Source organism: Niastella yeongjuensis (assembly GCF_900110245.1).
GTDB classification, from domain to species: Bacteria; Bacteroidota; Bacteroidia; order Chitinophagales; family Chitinophagaceae; genus Niastella; species Niastella yeongjuensis.
In genome coordinates this window covers 670,314-686,790 of sequence record NZ_FOCZ01000002.1, presented here as the reverse complement: position 1 = coordinate 686,790, position 16,477 = coordinate 670,314, and the positions used below count along the sequence as shown (strand labels likewise).

Sequence of the window (16,477 nt, the reverse complement as noted above, 5' to 3'; positions counted from 1 at the left end):
ATTTTGCTTTACGCTATCTTCAATTTTCTGTCTGAACTTTTCTTCTTCTTTTTCGATTTCCCCATTTGTCCGTACTCGTAGCCATAACCATACACATGCTGGAAGCCGTAACCAGATTTAATGCCGTTTATGATCAAAGAAATATGCGGCAGTTTTTGGTCCTGGTGCAACTCGTTGATCAATTTCAACGATGGCCGCACGGTATACTTATGTCGTAATACAAAGAAGGTCAAATCGGCCAGTTTACCCAGGGACAATGCATCGGAAACCGCTTCAACCGGCGGCGTATCCATTACAATGTAATCGTAATGCGCCTTCAGGTAATCGAACAACGATTTCATGCGTGGGTTCAGAATGATCTCGCCGGGGTTCAGCGGCAAAGGAGTACCGGCGCTGAGGAAGGTCAGATTTTCGAGTTCAGGCACTGATTGCAATACATCGTCTATCTGTACTTCACCGCGTAAATAATTGGTGATGCCTATCGATTTTTTAAACCCTAACCGTTCTGACAGGCTTGGGTTGCGAAGGTCAAATTCCAGCAGCGCCACTTTCTTACTGCTGATGGCCAGTGAGCTCGCCAGGTTCAGGCTTACAAAGCTTTTTCCTTCACCACTCACACTGGAAGTAACCATCAATACTTTCTGATCAGGACCATACCCCATGTAAGAGATATTCGTACGCAGGGTCCTGAATTGTTCGGCAATGGGCGACACGGTTTCTTCTGCAATTACCAGGTCGGCCTTGCTGTCATCGAGAATGATCTCACCCGCAATAGGCAGCGAAGTAATGCCGTGTACGTCTTCGCGGGTCTCGATCTTATTATTCAGCATAAACTGAACTACTATGATCAATACCGGCAGCAAAAGACCCAGTATAAAACCCATGGCATACACCATATAGGGTTTGGGGTTCACGCTTCTGCTAACGTTCCAGTCAACAATACGGGTACCGGCAATCCCTGCAGAAGCATATTCCATTTTCTTGTCTTCTATCTTCTGTTGCAGGAAGGTATACAACTGATCTTTTACACCTAATACCCGGTTCGTCTGGTTCAGGTCTTTTTCTTTTTCCGTCATCCCCTGAAAGCGGCCGGTAGCATTTTGCTCCTGGGAAGCAATAAAAGCATTGCTTGTTCTGATCTGCTGGCGAATGCTGCTAAGGCTTGTTAAAATGCTGTTCCTTGCATTGGCCAGTCCTGAATTGATATCAGGCAGGCGGATATCCTGAGGTGTCCCGCGGTCGAGGATCTCCTTTTTTCTAACCACCAGTTTATTATATGCATCTACAAAAGCGCTCAGGCTGGGATCGGCCAACGCGGTAACGTTGGGGATGATCTGCTCCTGACCGCTTGAAAGAATGCTGTTCTCTACCTGGGTCAACAGGTTTTCCCTTAACTGGTTCTCCCCCTTTCTGCTATCGAGGGTTACCAGGTTACCCAGCAACTGGTTGGCCGATGTAGGCACATCGTTCACCTTATTGGTAGCCTTGAAGTCTTTTACTTTATTGGCTTGTTGCGCCAGTTCTGACGACACGGTGCCCAGGCGGTTTTCGAGAAACTCGATCTCCGTACGCAGGGCTTTGCTTTTGAATTCGAAGTTGGCTTCATCATAATTATGCAGCAGCACTTCTACTATCTGTTTGGCCCGTTCGGGAATTTCATCTTTTACGGTTATCTGCAACATGGCCATACCACCCTTGGGCACAGCCGTAGCTGAAACCCGGGAGGCATATTTCCCTACAGCGCCGTCCCGGCCGGGAAAGCGAAGCAGGTAAATACCTTTACTGACGGCAACGAAAGGTTTGGGCTCAATAGTGATGGTATCGTGTTTAAATACCAGGGGCACATTGTAATAGCCTTTTACCACTTCCTTTTCCAATTGCAGTTTATAGCTGTCTTCGCTCACCAGTAATTTATAAACGGGTGTAGCTTCGTCGATATCCCAGCGTTTTAACTTAATGGTAAAGGGCAATGAATCGAGGTGCAATTGTTTATCGAGCACGCGGCCTTTTGTCATTACCTCCACATCGAGGTGCAGCGAGTCAACTACCTTTTCGATCAATGCAGCAGCTTCCAGTTTAAATATTTCACTATTTAAATCGGGGGCTGCCTGGGCAGCGGCAGCCTGGCCTGAGCCAAAAGCCGATCCACCCAATATATTTGATTTCACTTCGCTCGGCGACTGCACCTCAATAAAGGTAGACACCTGGTACAACGGGGTTGTATACCGTATATACACGAAGGCGGCAGCTAAACAAACGCCGGCAGATAAAATAAGCCAGTAATAGCTTTTTGCCAGTTTACCGAAAAGTCGTTTTGCATCAAAACCACCTTTAGCTTCTTCTGGCTCGTCGTGATACTTCTGCTCCATAGCTGAAAGTTTTATTTGGTTGTATTGTGAATGGTAAAGCCGAGAGTTACTACCGAAATAACGATGGTGAACAGGGAGGCAACCAGGCCAGATTCTTCTTTGAAGATAGAACCTGAACGTGCCTGCACATAGATCACATCATTTGGCCGCATCAGAAAAATATCCGGATCTTCCAGCACACTGGCCTTTCTTAAATCGAATTTCCTGATCGTTCTTTTTCCGTTGTAGTCACGATACAGGCGAACATCGAAGCGTTTGGCACTGTGCGGCAGATCACCGGCGGCGGCCAGGGCTGTGAACAACGTCGCATGTTGCGACGGTATCACAAAAGAACCCGGGGTCTTTACCTCACCCAATACAGTTACCTTAAAAGAAGTGAAGCTCACTTCTACCAAAGGCTCTTTCAGGTATGGGCTTACTGCACTGTATAATTTTTGTTTTGCCTGACTGATAGTTAAGCCTGACAGCCTAAGGCGGCCAACAACCGGAATTTCTACTTCGCCTTCTTCATTAACCACATAATCGGCACCGGCGGTGGCGCCTCCGCCCCCACCTGCACCACCTACACCAACCGCAGCTGCGGCCACGTTGGCGGCTCCGGCCATAGTGTGTTTATTGAAGTACGCGGCGCTCTCCTGGTCCCGTACAATAAAATTGATATCGAGGCGGTCGCCCCGTTCAATAATACGTTCTGGCACAGGCATTGCTTTCAATTCATATGTTTCCGCATCAGGCAGATCATTGAAGTAATTTAACTTCTTGCCGGTACTGCAAGAAGTGGTAAGCATAATAATAACAAACGCTACAACGCTGCACGCAAGTGCAGGATGCAAGTGGTTTCTATTCATTTGTACGTTATTTTATTAATGGCGCATTAACCAGGAGGCCGGATTATGAAGTTACTTTCAGGTAAGACGACTGCTTATACCACTCTACGGTGGTTTGTAATCCTGTTTGAATGGTTACTACAGGCTTGTAACCGATCAGTTGTTCAGCCTTGCTCACATTGGCCAAGCTGTGACGCACATCTCCTTTGCGCTCTTCCCGGTAACGGGGCGCCAGATCGATGCCGATAAAATCTGTTATGTGTTTCCACAATTCGTTCAGCGTGGTTTTATCACCTACGGCTATGTTCACTACTTCATGCGTGTTCACTGGCGCTAACGCAGCTTTGATATTTGCCTGCACCGCATTTTCAACGAATGTAAAATCGCGGCTGGTCTCGCCATCTCCATTGATGAAGGGCGCCTCGTGGTTCAACGCACTTTGAATGAACAAAGGAATAACGGCTGCGTATGGCCCACGAGGATTCTGACGGGGCCCGAAAACGTTGAAGTAACGCAACCCGATGGTATGAAAATCGTACGTACGGCTGAATACCGATGCATACAGTTCATTTACATATTTGGTAACAGCGTATGGCGACAGCGGATTACCTATTTTATCTTCTACCTTGGGCAAACCCGGGTGATCGCCATAAGTGCTTGAGCTCGCGGCATACACCATTCTTTTAACACCCGCATCCCTGGCCGCTACCAGCATATTCAAAAAACCGCTCACGTTCACTTCATTACTGGTAATGGGATCATTGATGGAGCGCGGCACAGAACCCAATGCGGCCTGGTGCAACACATAATCAACCCCGTCTACTGCGCGGCGGCAGGTATCCAGGTCCCGGATATCACCTTCTATCAAACTAAACTCCGGACGGGCTAAATAAGGTTCAATATTCTCCATGGAACCCGTACTAAAGTTGTCGAGCACCCGCACTTTACCAACGCCATGCGTTAATAAATATTCAACAATGTTTGAACCTATAAAACCAGCACCTCCGGTTACCAGGAAGGTAGCCTTGCTAATATCCGCTGTATGGTATTTCTGATTGTACATAATTAATAGTTATAAGCGTGCATCAACTAAATCTTTTCCTAAATGGGCTTTCACATCAAACAGCACACACTGGTCGCTGCATAACTTCTTGATGGTTTCATAACCAAACTGTTTATGCGCTACCGCCAGTATCACCGCGTTGTATTGCGACTGGGTGGCCGGTAATTCCTGTACGGTCTTTACGCCATACTCATGCATTACTTCATCGGGATTGGCCCATGGATCATATACATCCACATCTACGTGGTAGCTTTGCAGGTGGCGGATGATATCGATCACCTTGGTATTGCGAACGTCGGGGCAGTTTTCTTTAAAGGTGATCCCTAATACCAGGGCTTTGCTGCCGTAAACCGGAACACTTTTCTTCACCATCAGTTTTATCACTTCACCGGCTACATACGCACCCATGCCATCGTTCAACCGGCGTCCGGCCAGAATGATCTCAGGATGGTAACCCACTTCCATAGCTTTTTGTGCCAGGTAATAAGGGTCAACGCCTATACAGTGACCACCCACCAAACCGGGGCGGAATGGTAAAAAGTTCCATTTTGTTGAAGCGGCTGCCAGTACTTCCTGGGTATCGATATCGAGCAGGTTGAATATTTTGGCCAGTTCATTGATGAAGGCAATGTTGATATCGCGTTGTGCATTCTCAATTACTTTAGCTGCTTCCGCAACTTTTATAGAAGGCGCCATGTGCGTGCCTGCTACTATGATGCTGCTATAGATATCATTTACAATTTTCGCAGCTTCGGGGGTTGAACCGGAGGTTACTTTTTTAATTTTTGTAACGGTGTGTTCTTTATCGCCGGGGTTGATACGCTCGGGTGAGTAACCGGCAAAAAAATCTTTATTGAAGGTAAGTCCCGAAACTTTTTCCAGAATAGGTACGCACTCTTCTTCCGTTACACCGGGGTATACAGTTGATTCATATATTACAATATCGCCTTTCTTCAATGCCCGGCCTACTGTTTCACTCGCTTTTACCAGCGGGGTCAAATCGGGGCGGTTATATTTATCAACCGGTGTAGGAACGGTTATGATAAATACGTTGGTGATCTTAATTTCTTCCAACTGATCGCTCACCCACAAGCCGGCTGTATTATCTAACTTCTTTTTAAGTACCTCAGCAAGTTGGTCACTGCTGATCTCCAGGGTGTGATCGTTACCAGATCTCAGTTCGGCTATACGTGCTTTATTGATGTCAAAGCCTACGACAGGATATTTTTTTGCAAATTCAACTGCCAGGGGTAATCCTACATATCCCAACCCGATTACCGTTAAGTGATACTGCTTCGCTTCCATTCAATATTTCATTTAGATGTTAGTTATTTTATTGCGAACCTTTTGACAGGTTATTTTTATCAATTGCTACCAGGGCAAAACCCAATGAAGGCAACATCACTTTTACACTTCGGTTATTCACTTCCATCACGTGGCCGGTTTGTTGCTCCAGCGGACCGTTAATAATAGTTACTTCATCATGTATGTTTACATCAATTCGCTCTACCTGTATATGCTCGTAATTTTGCAGGAACTGCTTCACTATATCAATTTCTTCATCGCGAATTACTGCTGGTTTTCCCTGGAATGTTACGAATCCGATTACGCCATCTGTTTGAAGTACGGGAATGTGTGCTTTGGGCGCAAGGCGTACGAGTACGTACGATTTGAATAAGGGCTCGAATATAATCTTTTTCCTATCGCTCCAGTTTCTTTCGATCTTTTGAATCGGACAATAATTCTCAATTTCTTTCAGGCCCAGCAGATCTGCTACTTTCTTCTCCCACCGGGGCCTGGTGTATAAAGCAAACCAACGTAAATTTGTATTCATTTTTCCGGTTATATACGTTTCAACGCAAAGCTCCCGCTTCCCTCAGTCACACGCGCTACTGAGAAACAAAAAAATTTAAACTCAAAATCCAATAAAAGGCAATAGCTACATGACCATCCCTTCTGCGTTTGTCACGAGAATATCAGATCGTAATAGGCTATTGAGGTCCAATAAATCAAAAACGGTACACAAGTAAATAGTAAACCAGAGGCTATTCGAAAGGATTGGTTCAGAGGCTTTCGAAGGAAATCGGGCCAATGGGGTGATTCGAAAGGAAAATCGGGTAACGACCGGTAATTACAGAGGATGTTGGACGATCAGAGGTTAATGAAGTCGCTCAAAAGTAGAAAGTTTTTTGATATTATGCAATATCGGCCGTCTATTTTTATATACCATAATGTGGTAATTTCTAAAATACCCAGTCAGCTTTACAATGAAATAGATACCTATCAATCAATTAGTAATACGTACATATTGTTGGTTTACCGGCACCTTATTAATAAACTGTAATCATTGGTATAACATTAAGGGCAGAGGGCAGAAGGCAGACAGAAACAGCCAAAGGCAGTAGGCAGTGGGCAGTAGGCAGTAGGAAGGAAGGCAGAAAGTTGACCCGACTACGCCCCGACTACGCCAAGGCTCCGGCGGGCGAGGCCGGTTAACAGGTTAATACGTTAACACCTAAAAGGAATCCCCTCCTGGGAGAGCTTGTCCCGCTTTGCGGGTGGCAGGTGTGGGTTTAGGTTCCAAATAAAAAAGCACAAGACCTCAAAAGAGATCCTGTGCCTTGTATCTTGAGTATTTCTGCGTAGCGTTGTACCAGCTTATAGCTAAATGCTTACAGCTTGGGGCTGTATTTGGCTTTTGGCTGTTTTTTGTCTGCCGTCTGCTTCGTCCCCCGAAGCCTTGGCGTAGGAGGGCCTATTGCAGCTTTCGGCTATTCCCATTGCCCATTGGCTGCTAGCCCACTGCCTACTGCCCTCCTACATCGACCTTCCTATCCCCAACTCCAATCCTCTCAATTCCGCCAGGCCGCGTAAACGCCCAATGGCCGAATAACCGGGGTTGGTCTTTTTATTCAGATCATCCAGCATTTGGTGGCCGTGGTCGGGACGCATAGCCAGGTTAACCTGCCGCTTTTGCATTACCAGAACCAGGTTTTTCACTACGCTGTACATGTCTACGTCGCCTTCCAGGTGGTTTGCTTCGTAAAAATTACCGTCTGCATCGCGCTGGGTGCTGCGTAAGTGAATGAAATTGATGCGGTCGCCAAATTGTAACACCATAGCGGGAAGGTCGTTATCGGCGCGTACGCCAAAGGAGCCGGTGCAAAAGCAAAGGCCATTGCTGGTATTGGGCACCGCTTCGAACAACTGTTGTACCTGTTGGGCGGTACTTACCACGCGGGGTAAACCGAAAATAGCATATGGGGGGTCATCGGGGTGAACCACCAGTTTTACGCCCACCTGATCGGCTACGGGCGCTACCTGTTGTAAAAACTCGATCAGGTTTTGCTGCAGTCTGCTGGCGTCTATGCCTTCGTAGGTATCGAGGGCGGCCTGAAACTGTTGCAGGCTGAAGCTTTCTTCACTTCCGGGCAAACCAGCGATTACATTGCGCTGTAACAGGTTCTTTTCATCGTCCGACATGCCGGCCAGTCGCTCTTTTGCTTTGGCCAGTTCATCGGCAGAATAATCCTTTTCTGCGCCGGGTCTTTTCAGCATGTACACGTCAAATGCCACCATGGCAGCTTTTTCGAACCGGAGGGCTTTACTGCCGTCTTCAACGGTGTAGGCCAGGTCGGTGCGTGTCCAGTCGAGCACGGGCATAAAATTGTAGGTAACCACATAAATGCCGCAGGCTGCCAGGTTGCGAATGCTTTCACAATAGTTGGCAATGTATTGTTTGTAATTTCCCTTTTGTGTTTTGATGTCTTCATGCACAGGAACGCTTTCTACCACCGACCAGGTTAATCCGGCGGCTTCAATGGTTTGTTTGCGTTTCAGGATCTCTTCTTTGGTCCAGGCGGTACCATTGGGTACATGGTGTAATGCAGACACAACACCAGTACAACCAGCTTGTCTAATATCAGCCAGACTAACCGGATCGGAAGGGCCGAACCAGCGCATAGTTTGTTCAAATTGATACATAAGTAATTGTTTAGAGCGCAATTTTTACAAGGATACAATTTGTAATGAATACATACTTCAGAATAGTTAGCAATTTCTTTGCAAACGATTTCGAAAAATGTTGCAAAAATAGCCCGTAATTCTCAATCTTTGCAAGGGAAGCCGCCTATATGGATCAAGTGAATTTAAAGAAGTTAGCGAAAGAATTGAACCTGGCCGTTTCAACGGTTAGCCGCGCTTTGCGCGACAGTCATGAAATCAGTTCGCAAACCAAAGAACGGGTGCGCGAACTGGCCCTGAAGCTTGGGTTCCAACCCAATCCCCATGCCAGCAGTTTACGCCAGAACAAAAGCAAGACAATTGCCGTCATCATTCCGGAAATAGAAAATAACTTTTTCTCCCAGGTCATCAATGGCATTGAATCGGTAACGCCCAGCAAAGGTTACCATGTGCTCATTTACCTGTCGCACGAAGATTACAACAAAGAGCGCGATATTCTACAACTGCTGCGTAATGGCCGGGTAGATGGCATTATGATCTCGGTATCGAATACCACCAGCAATTACGATCACATCGATGCCTGGCGGCAGGCGGGCATTCCCGTGGTACTTTTTGATAGAACCAGTGAAGAGCTCGATGTGCCCAACATAATGACCAACGACGCCGAAATGGCTTTCAAGGCAACGGAACATTTGTTGAAAAGAGGTTGCAAAAACATCGCTTTTTTGGGAATGGCAGGCAATCTTTCCATTTCAAACCGGCGCAAAGTGGGCTACCTTTCGGCACTGGAAAAATTTAAAATAGCTACGCCACCCCAGATCGTTGAACTAACATCGAAAGATTATACCAACCGCGAAATATTACGAAAACTGTTTCAGGACCAGCCCCGCCCCGATGGCATTTTTGCTGCCATTGAAAAATTTGCGGTAAACACGTACGAAGTATGCAAGGAAATAAACCTGCATATTCCGCAGGACGTGAAGGTGATCAGTTTTTCGAACCTGCAGGCGGCCGCCTTATTCGACCCTGCGCTTTCTACCATCATTCAACCAGCGTACGATATTGGCCGTGAAGCAGCCAGCATTTTGTTTAAACTGATAGAAAAGAAGATGCTGATGCCCTACGAGAAAAAAATGATCCTGCCTTCGCAGCTAATTGAGCGGGCTTCTACGGCTGTTACCGGTCAATAAACGCGCTATTACCCTTTTGTAAAGCGTACAGTCCGTAATTAACAATTATTTGCAACCTTCGCTTATCGTTAGTATGTTTATTACAATGAACTTATTCATATTATGAACGGAATTGCAGGATATATCAGTTGGATAGTTATCATCGTAACCGGTGTAGTTTCCTACCAGGGGTTTAAAAACCATTTCTTTTTTGAGAAATACGAATTTGGGGTCGACAAGGTTCGATTGTACAAGGATTATAAAAGACTCGTTACCTCTGGCTTTTTGCATGTGAACTGGATGCACCTTATTTTCAATATGCTGGGCTTGTTTTTCTTTGCTGATTTGCTTGTCGGCGCACTGGGGCCATTGGGGTTTTTACTGGTGTATTTTGCCAGCATGGTAGGCGGCAACCTGCTTTCCCTGCTGATCTATAAAAACCAGGGCGATTACACGTCCGTAGGTGCTTCCGGCGCCGTAAATGGCGGCATTTTTGCCATCATTGCACTGGATCCCGGTATCAGGATCTTTTTCTTACCCGGCTGGCTGTTTGGCCTGCTGTACATTGGCCTTACCATTTATGGGGTACGTTCAAAAAGAGACAACGTGGGGCATGAAGCGCATTTGGGCGGCGCCATGATCGGTATGCTGGTGGCTATCGCCTTGCAACCAGCTGCACTGATTGAAAACTGGCTGACTATTTTAATCATCGCGGTCCCCACCCTGGGGTTCATTTACCTGATCATAACCAGGCCGCACATCCTGCTTATCGACAACCTGTTTTTCAATATGCACAAGAACCACTACTCGGTAGATCACAAATACAACGAGCGTAAATTCAATCAGCAACAGGAAATTGACCGGATCCTCGACAAAATAAGTAAACGGGGCATGAATAGCCTGAGCCAGAAAGAAAAACAAATGCTGAGGGAGTACAGTAAGAAATAACCACTCCGCCACAGATTACCATACCAAGATAAACCGATTATGAAAAATTTCAGGCTTGTGCCTTTCCTGTTCCTGCTTGTAACGCTTCCATTTATGGCGGCAGCAGCTATCGATACCACTTATACGGAAACAAATGTTGTACTGCATACGGCCAGCGGCGATATTTCCGGCACCTTAACCATTCCAACAGGTGCGCCGGCCAAAATGCCGGTGGCTCTTATCATTGCCGGTTCGGGCCCAACAGACCGTAATGGCGACAACCCCATGATGAAAAATGAGGGCCTGCAAAAACTCGCCTATGGCCTCGCTTTCAACAATATTGCTTCGCTGCGGTTCGACAAACGCGGTATTGGCGAAAGCAAAGCCGCCGGAAAAACCGAAGCCGACCTGCGGTTTGAAGATTACATAAACGATGCCCGCGGCTGGATTGAATGGCTGAAGAAAGACCAACGCTTTTCAAAAGTATTTGTAGCCGGCCATAGTGAAGGGTCACTCATTGGCATGATCGCTGCACACAACACCGCGCATGGGTATATTTCCATCGCCGGCGCTGGCCGTTCTGCCGATAAAATACTGAAAGAACAACTGGCAGCCCAGCCACCGGTAGTAAAAGACTCCAGCTACCCCATTATCGACAGCCTGGTGCTGGGAAAACAAGTGGCCAATGTGCCCAAAATGCTGTTTGCATTGTTCAGGCCCAGCGTTCAGCCTTATATGATCTCCTGGTTTCATTACGACCCACAGGCGGAGATAAAAAAACTCACCATCCCCATTCTAATTCTCCAGGGAACCAACGATTTACAGGTAAAAGAAGAAGACGCTAACCTGCTGGCAAAATCGAACACCAAGGCACAAATATTGTTGATAAAGAACATGAACCATATCTTCAGAATAGTGGAAGGCGACAGAAAAGCCAACCTGGAAACCTACATAACTCCCACACTGCCCATCAGCGACGAACTGGTAAAATCCATTTCGGAGTTCGTAAACAAGCATTAAGATAGCTGTCAAATCCCTTATTTACTGGCTTCGGATATACTCCGGAGCCCTGATATCTTTATTTCAGATATAGCGAAGTCTCGTACATGTTTCGTATATGTTCCGTACATGTCTCGTATATGTCACGTCTCTTTATAGGTACGAGACATGTACGGAACATATACGGAGATTGAATGGAACAACAGCGAGATTAGGCTAAATCTGACAGGAATCTGGCATAAATCAGATCAGAACTCACACCGGAGTTTGCCAGGTGTCGACGCGACTGTTTTATGAATTAGAAGGTTGCAAGACGCAGCAGGAAAATCTGCATATGTTACGGAAACGTTAGCGTAGAGTTTTTTCGCCACTGCTAAAAGTTAAGCTAAATTACCCCTGATTGCAGTATTTATTGCCATTTGAAGTAAAAGCAGCTTAATTATGAGGCCCCAGTTATTAAAAGTATCCAAAGAGATCCGCCATTCTTTCAGCGTTCGTCAGGATCTTGTTCCTTACATCAACAACCGCTGGCACTACCACCAGGAAGTTGAACTGATCCACTTTAGAAAGGGTGAAGGTACCCAGTTTGTAGGTGACAGCATCAGAAATTTTAAAAACGGCGATGTGGTAATGGTAGGTTCAGGTTTGCCGCATTACTGGCGTTTTAATGACAATTATTTTAATGAAAAGGAACCCGCCGCAGCCGACATCAGGGTTTGCCATTTCAACGAAAACTTCTGGGGAGAACAATTCCTGCAACTGCCGGAAAACATCAAGATCAAAAACATTCTCGAAAAAGCAAAACGTGGCATCCAGATCACTGGTAAAACCCGGATAGTAGTGGCCGAATTCCTGGATGTTTTGTTACATACCGAAGGACCGCACCGCATTTTACTGCTCACCCAGGCCTTAACAGCCATTGCAGAATGCCCGAATTTACAGGCCTTGTCGAGCATCGGGTTTAAACACGAACTGCCTGAAAACGAGAACGACCGCATCAACGCCATTTACGATTTCTCCCTGCGGAATTTCAAACGCCCCATTCAGTTAGATGAAATTGCTTCTGTAGCAAATATAAGTCCCAACTCATTTTGCCGGTATTTCAAATCAAAAACAAGCAAAACCTTTTCGCAATTCCTGATTGAAGTGCGGGTAGGCTATGCCTGTAAATTACTGATCGAGAACAAAATGAGCATTAAACAACTTTGTTTCGAAAGCGGGTTCAATAATTTCACCAGCTTTCACAAATATTTTAAACTCATCACCGGTAAAAGCCCCCTGAGTTACCAGAAAGAATTTATCCAAAAACAGTAAATCACGCTACATTATTGGTATGATCAAACACCCTCGACAACTGCTTGTTGTATCGACCGCTATTGTGCTGGCTGCAGGTTTTCAACCCCCAGCCGGTAAATGGGAATCGAAATTCGTTACCCTAAACGCCAATGGCACCTTACAATACCACCCCGATGAAAAAGGAAATATCTTACCCGATTTCAGCCGTGTAGGTTATTACCAGGGCGACCAGCCCATCCCCACTGTTCCCGTGGTAAAAACCATTTCAGCGGGTGAGGATAACAGCCAGGCCATTATTCAGGACGCTATTGACGAGCTTTCGAAAAAAGCACCTGATAACAATGGTTTTCGCGGTACCATCTTATTGAAGAAAGGTGTCTACAAGATCCCCGGTACCATTCGCATTGCCGCCAGCGGCATTATTCTGCGCGGCGAGGGCGATGGAGAGAACGAAACCAAACTAATTGCCACCGGAAACACCCAACGCTCGCTCATCATGGTTAGTGGAACCGGAAATATAGAAGAACAGCCCGGCACCCGAGTTGCTATCACCGATGCATACGTGCCTACCGGGGCTACTTCCTTCCAGGTTGAATCGGCCGCCAACTTTAAAACAGGTGATAAAGTCATTTTGTTCCGCCCCGGTACTGAAGCCTGGATAAAAGACCTGAAAATGGATGTCATCGATGCACGCGACGGCACCAAACAATGGCAACCCAAAGAATATGACCTGCGGTACGAACGCATCATCACTAAAGTACAAGGCAATACCATCACCCTCGACAATCCGGTGGTAATGTCGCTGGAAAAGCAATACGGCGGCGGGTTTATTTATAAATACAATTTCAATGGCCGCCTGTCGAAAGTAGGCATCGAGCAATTGCGCTGTGAATCTACTTACGATAAAGACACGTCGGAAGACCATGGCTGGACGGCTATTCAATTCAACAGAATCGAGAATGGCTGGGTGCGGAACGTAACCTCCCGTTATTTTGGGTATGCCTGTGTTCACCTGAACGACCTGGCCAAATGGATCACCGTGACCGACAGCCGCTGTCTGGATGCCAAATCGCAGATAACCGGCGGCCGCCGCTATTCATTCAACAATGACGGGCAACAAAACCTGGTTATGAATTGCCAAACCACCGAAGGCCGTCATGATTATGTTACCGGCGCCCGCGTTTGCGGACCCAACGTTTTTTATAACTGCACCGCAAAACAAACACATGCCGATATCGGCCCGCACCACCGTTGGGCTTCAGGCACCCTGTACGATAATATTGTTACCGATGGGGAAATAAACATCCAGGACCGTGGCAACTGGGGCAGTGGTCATGGCTGGTCTGGCGTTACGCAAATATTGTGGAACTGCACCGCCAAACGCGCGGCCGTTCAAAGCCCATGGGCCGACGGAAAAAACTATTGCATTGGATTGAAAGGCGACAAATACGACGGCAGATTGAAAGGACGTCCGGATGGGGAGTGGGAAGGGCAGAAGAAAGACGGTCTTGAACCAGGATCACTTTATATAACCCAGTTGCGAGCGAGAAAGGCAATGGGCAATGGGAAATAGGCAATGGGAAAACAGTTGAAAGTTGAAAGTTCAAAGTTCCGATAATCAGAAACCTTGAACTTTCAACTTTGAACCTTAAACCTAAAACTATTAAGACGCAGCTCTTACTTTAATCACCAGTTTCTTCACTACCTTATTTCCCCCAGGTGTAATGTTAGGTCTGTGTGCTTCGCCGGGGAAAAAGATGATAAAGGTGCCACCGGGTATGTTGTAGAATTTTCCGGGGGCGGTATAATTGGCTACATCTCTTGTTTCATCATATGGTTTGGTGGTAGACGTTACTTCCGCCACAGGCCATTTACCCATTCTTTCCTCTCCTACCAACACACACTGTACATCGATGTATTTGCGGTGCGATTCCCAATTGGTTTTATCGAAATCTTTGCTGGGATCTTCTGTTACCGATGCAAATACATTATCGCCATCGATAGGATATTTTCCTTTGGCTATTGTTTGCAGGTTTTGCTCTTTCAAAAAGGCAAACGCTTTATCCCAATACGCTTTATTGATGCGGTACTGACGGGCAAACTCTTCTTTGTTGATTGACTTATGCGGCTTCAGCGGTGCCCCTTTCAACCACTCTTGCTTCTTGAACCATTTTTCCGCTTTCTTTTTTGTAATCACCGTATCGGCCCCGGACTGGGCATTAACAAAAGCAAAAGAAAAGGCGACTAATAGTACAGACAAAAATCCTTTTTTCATATGCGGGAATTATAGCTGTAAATATAAGCAAATGTGCCACCCCGCTAAACGAGATGGCACATTTTAATACGAAGACCTGATTTGACCTGTCAGGATCGCTTAAACCAACTGATAATTTTAAAACCCTATGGCGAACCTTACAGGTCAACCTTACAAACCACTGGTGCCCGCGCCGGTAAAACGCTTGTCGGCCACTGCGCCTTTTACCTGCAGTTTAATTACCGTGGCAATTTTATCGGGTGCCTGTTCCGGTACTGTAATTACCAGTCCATCTTTTGAAGCGGCAGTAGCCAGCTTTTTATTACCGGCTAATAAAGTAGCCGAGGTAACCGGTTGGGTCAATCCTGATACTACCAGTTTTTTATCGGCAGGCCAGTTAAACACGCTCAGGTATAAAGTGGTGTTTCCGTTCTGTTCTTTTTTTGTACAACGTCCCCAGGTGAATGTGGGAAAGGGGCTGGCTTTTGTACTGTAAACTGCTTCGCCGTTTACTTTCATCCAGTCGCCTACCTGTTTCAGCCGGGCGATGCTTTCATCGGGGAAAGTGCCATCGGCCCTGGGACCAATATTCAATAAGTAATTACCGCCCTTTGAAGCAATGTCTAACAGATTTCTGATAATCACTTCTGTGCTTTTCCATTCGTGGTCATCTTTTTTGAAACCCCAGGTACCGTTCATGGTCATGCAGGTTTCCCAGTCTTTACCATCCAGTTCGCTTTCTCTGGGGATTCTTTGTTCCGGTGTTTTATAATCACCAGCAAAGTTGGGACGCTTTAACCGGTCGTTGGTGATGATGTTGGGTTGCAGCGCCAGGGTTGCATTTAATTTCCCGGCAAACTCATCGGTCATACCAGTAGGGGTATCCCACCACAGTACGGCCACATCGCCATAATTGGTGAGCAGTTCTTTTACCTGCGGCACGGCTACTTCATCAATGTATTGCGCCATGGTTTTGGTGGTTTGCGTAGGGTCCCAATGACCCTCATGCGCGGCTGTATAGGCATCTATTTTGGTTGAATCGGGATTGTCCCAGCCTTCGCTGGCAGCTTTGCGGGAGGCGGCGCCACCCGGGTTGTTCCAGTCCTGCGCCTGGGAATAATAAAAGCCCAGTTTAATACCATATTTGCGGCAGGCTTCTGCCAGGGGTTTCAACAGGTCTTTGCCATAGGGCGTTGCATCTACCATATTCCATTTGCTGGCGTTTGATTTAAACAAAGCAAAACCATCATGGTGTTTGGCGGTGATCACTATGTATTTCATACCGGCATCTTTGGCCATTTTTACCCAGGCATCGGCATCGTATTTAACCGGGTCGAATTGCTTTGCAAATTCCTGGTAATCGGACACCGGTATTTTCCCGCGGTTCATGATCCACTCTCCTATGCGTTTAATGGGCTGGCCATTGTAATAACCGGCTGGCACGGCATACACGCCCCAGTGAATGAACATCCCAAAACGGGCTTCGCGCCACCACTCCATTCGCTTATCGTGCGATTCCTTTGCCGCTGTTTGTGCAAATGACGTTTGCACCAAACAACATAACAGCACCCATGCAGCAACTACTTTTTTCATATTAGCTTCTTTTTATG

At 46.5% G+C, this 16,477-nt stretch carries 13 protein-coding genes; 5 read left to right on the top strand and 8 right to left on the bottom strand.

Going from position 1 to position 16,477, the window contains the following annotated elements:
* Window positions 1-8: 8 nt before the first annotated feature.
* The 6 genes from BMX95_RS07505 to uxuA all read right to left on the bottom strand — a co-directional run bounded on the left by BMX95_RS07505 (window position 9) and on the right by uxuA (window position 8,243).
* Window positions 9-2,369, bottom strand: a complete 2,361-nt coding sequence (locus tag BMX95_RS07505) for a GumC family protein (RefSeq protein WP_081201449.1) — start codon at window positions 2,367-2,369, stop codon at window positions 9-11.
* Window positions 2,370-2,380: 11 nt separating this feature from the next.
* Entirely contained in the window at window positions 2,381-3,217 is an 837-nt protein-coding gene (locus BMX95_RS07500; protein WP_081201447.1) for a polysaccharide biosynthesis/export family protein, read from the bottom strand.
* 43 nt (window positions 3,218-3,260) lie between these two features.
* Complete coding sequence (locus tag BMX95_RS07495) at window positions 3,261-4,259, bottom strand: SDR family oxidoreductase (protein WP_081201445.1); 999 nt, start codon at window positions 4,257-4,259, stop codon at window positions 3,261-3,263.
* 9 nt (window positions 4,260-4,268) lie between these two features.
* Complete coding sequence (locus BMX95_RS07490) at window positions 4,269-5,564, bottom strand: nucleotide sugar dehydrogenase (protein WP_081201443.1); 1,296 nt, start codon at window positions 5,562-5,564, stop codon at window positions 4,269-4,271.
* Window positions 5,565-5,592: 28 nt separating this feature from the next.
* Window positions 5,593-6,093, bottom strand: a complete 501-nt coding sequence (gene nusG, locus BMX95_RS07485) for a transcription termination/antitermination protein NusG (RefSeq protein ID WP_081201441.1) — start codon at window positions 6,091-6,093, stop codon at window positions 5,593-5,595.
* 983 nt (window positions 6,094-7,076) lie between these two features.
* Window positions 7,077-8,243: a mannonate dehydratase gene (gene uxuA, locus BMX95_RS07480; RefSeq protein WP_081201439.1), complete on the bottom strand. Its 1,167-nt coding sequence runs from the start codon at window positions 8,241-8,243 to the stop codon at window positions 7,077-7,079.
* 149 nt (window positions 8,244-8,392) lie between these two features.
* Between uxuA and BMX95_RS07475 the strand changes: the two genes are divergently transcribed.
* The 5 genes from BMX95_RS07475 to BMX95_RS07455 all read left to right on the top strand — a co-directional run bounded on the left by BMX95_RS07475 (window position 8,393) and on the right by BMX95_RS07455 (window position 14,186).
* The gene (locus BMX95_RS07475; RefSeq protein WP_081201437.1) at window positions 8,393-9,412 is read left to right on the top strand and encodes a LacI family DNA-binding transcriptional regulator; all 1,020 of its coding nucleotides are present in this window, start codon (window positions 8,393-8,395) and stop codon (window positions 9,410-9,412) included.
* Window positions 9,413-9,514: 102 nt separating this feature from the next.
* On the top strand, window positions 9,515-10,339 hold the full coding sequence (locus BMX95_RS07470) for a rhomboid family protein (protein WP_081201435.1): 825 nt from the start codon (window positions 9,515-9,517) through the stop codon (window positions 10,337-10,339).
* A 39-nt stretch (window positions 10,340-10,378) separates the two neighbouring features.
* Window positions 10,379-11,338, top strand: a complete 960-nt coding sequence (locus BMX95_RS07465; protein WP_081201433.1) for an alpha/beta hydrolase — start codon at window positions 10,379-10,381, stop codon at window positions 11,336-11,338.
* Between the two features lie 420 nt (window positions 11,339-11,758).
* Window positions 11,759-12,631 carry an AraC family transcriptional regulator gene (locus tag BMX95_RS07460; protein ID WP_081201431.1) on the top strand — a complete coding sequence of 291 codons (873 nt, stop codon included), beginning with the start codon at window positions 11,759-11,761 and terminating at the stop codon, window positions 12,629-12,631.
* A gap of 19 nt (window positions 12,632-12,650) precedes the next feature.
* Window positions 12,651-14,186, top strand: a complete 1,536-nt coding sequence (locus tag BMX95_RS07455) for a hypothetical protein (RefSeq protein WP_081201429.1) — start codon at window positions 12,651-12,653, stop codon at window positions 14,184-14,186.
* 90 nt (window positions 14,187-14,276) lie between these two features.
* On the opposite strand, the gene BMX95_RS07450 is transcribed toward BMX95_RS07455, so the two are convergent.
* Window positions 14,277-14,888 carry a NanQ anomerase/TabA/YiaL family protein gene (locus BMX95_RS07450; protein ID WP_081201427.1) on the bottom strand — a complete coding sequence of 204 codons (612 nt, stop codon included), beginning with the start codon at window positions 14,886-14,888 and terminating at the stop codon, window positions 14,277-14,279.
* A gap of 150 nt (window positions 14,889-15,038) precedes the next feature.
* Entirely contained in the window at window positions 15,039-16,460 is a 1,422-nt protein-coding gene (locus BMX95_RS07445; protein ID WP_081201425.1) for an alpha-L-fucosidase, read from the bottom strand.
* Between the last annotated feature and the right edge of the window lie 17 nt (window positions 16,461-16,477).

What these genes read in the sequence shown, in the direction of transcription:
- BMX95_RS07505 (WP_081201449.1), bottom strand. Translation starts at nt 2,369, where the DNA reads ATGGAGCAGAAGTATCACGACGAGCCAGAAGAAGCTAAAGGTGGTTTT.
- BMX95_RS07500 (WP_081201447.1), bottom strand. Translation starts at nt 3,217, where the DNA reads ATGAATAGAAACCACTTGCATCCTGCACTTGCGTGCAGCGTTGTAGCG.
- BMX95_RS07495 (WP_081201445.1), bottom strand. Translation starts at nt 4,259, where the DNA reads ATGTACAATCAGAAATACCATACAGCGGATATTAGCAAGGCTACCTTC.
- BMX95_RS07490 (WP_081201443.1), bottom strand. Translation starts at nt 5,564, where the DNA reads ATGGAAGCGAAGCAGTATCACTTAACGGTAATCGGGTTGGGATATGTA.
- nusG (WP_081201441.1), bottom strand. Translation starts at nt 6,093, where the DNA reads ATGAATACAAATTTACGTTGGTTTGCTTTATACACCAGGCCCCGGTGG.
- uxuA (WP_081201439.1), bottom strand. Translation starts at nt 8,243, where the DNA reads ATGTATCAATTTGAACAAACTATGCGCTGGTTCGGCCCTTCCGATCCG.
- BMX95_RS07475 (WP_081201437.1), top strand. Translation starts at nt 8,393, where the DNA reads ATGGATCAAGTGAATTTAAAGAAGTTAGCGAAAGAATTGAACCTGGCC.
- BMX95_RS07470 (WP_081201435.1), top strand. Translation starts at nt 9,515, where the DNA reads ATGAACGGAATTGCAGGATATATCAGTTGGATAGTTATCATCGTAACC.
- BMX95_RS07465 (WP_081201433.1), top strand. Translation starts at nt 10,379, where the DNA reads ATGAAAAATTTCAGGCTTGTGCCTTTCCTGTTCCTGCTTGTAACGCTT.
- BMX95_RS07460 (WP_081201431.1), top strand. Translation starts at nt 11,759, where the DNA reads ATGAGGCCCCAGTTATTAAAAGTATCCAAAGAGATCCGCCATTCTTTC.
- BMX95_RS07455 (WP_081201429.1), top strand. Translation starts at nt 12,651, where the DNA reads ATGATCAAACACCCTCGACAACTGCTTGTTGTATCGACCGCTATTGTG.
- BMX95_RS07450 (WP_081201427.1), bottom strand. Translation starts at nt 14,888, where the DNA reads ATGAAAAAAGGATTTTTGTCTGTACTATTAGTCGCCTTTTCTTTTGCT.
- BMX95_RS07445 (WP_081201425.1), bottom strand. Translation starts at nt 16,460, where the DNA reads ATGAAAAAAGTAGTTGCTGCATGGGTGCTGTTATGTTGTTTGGTGCAA.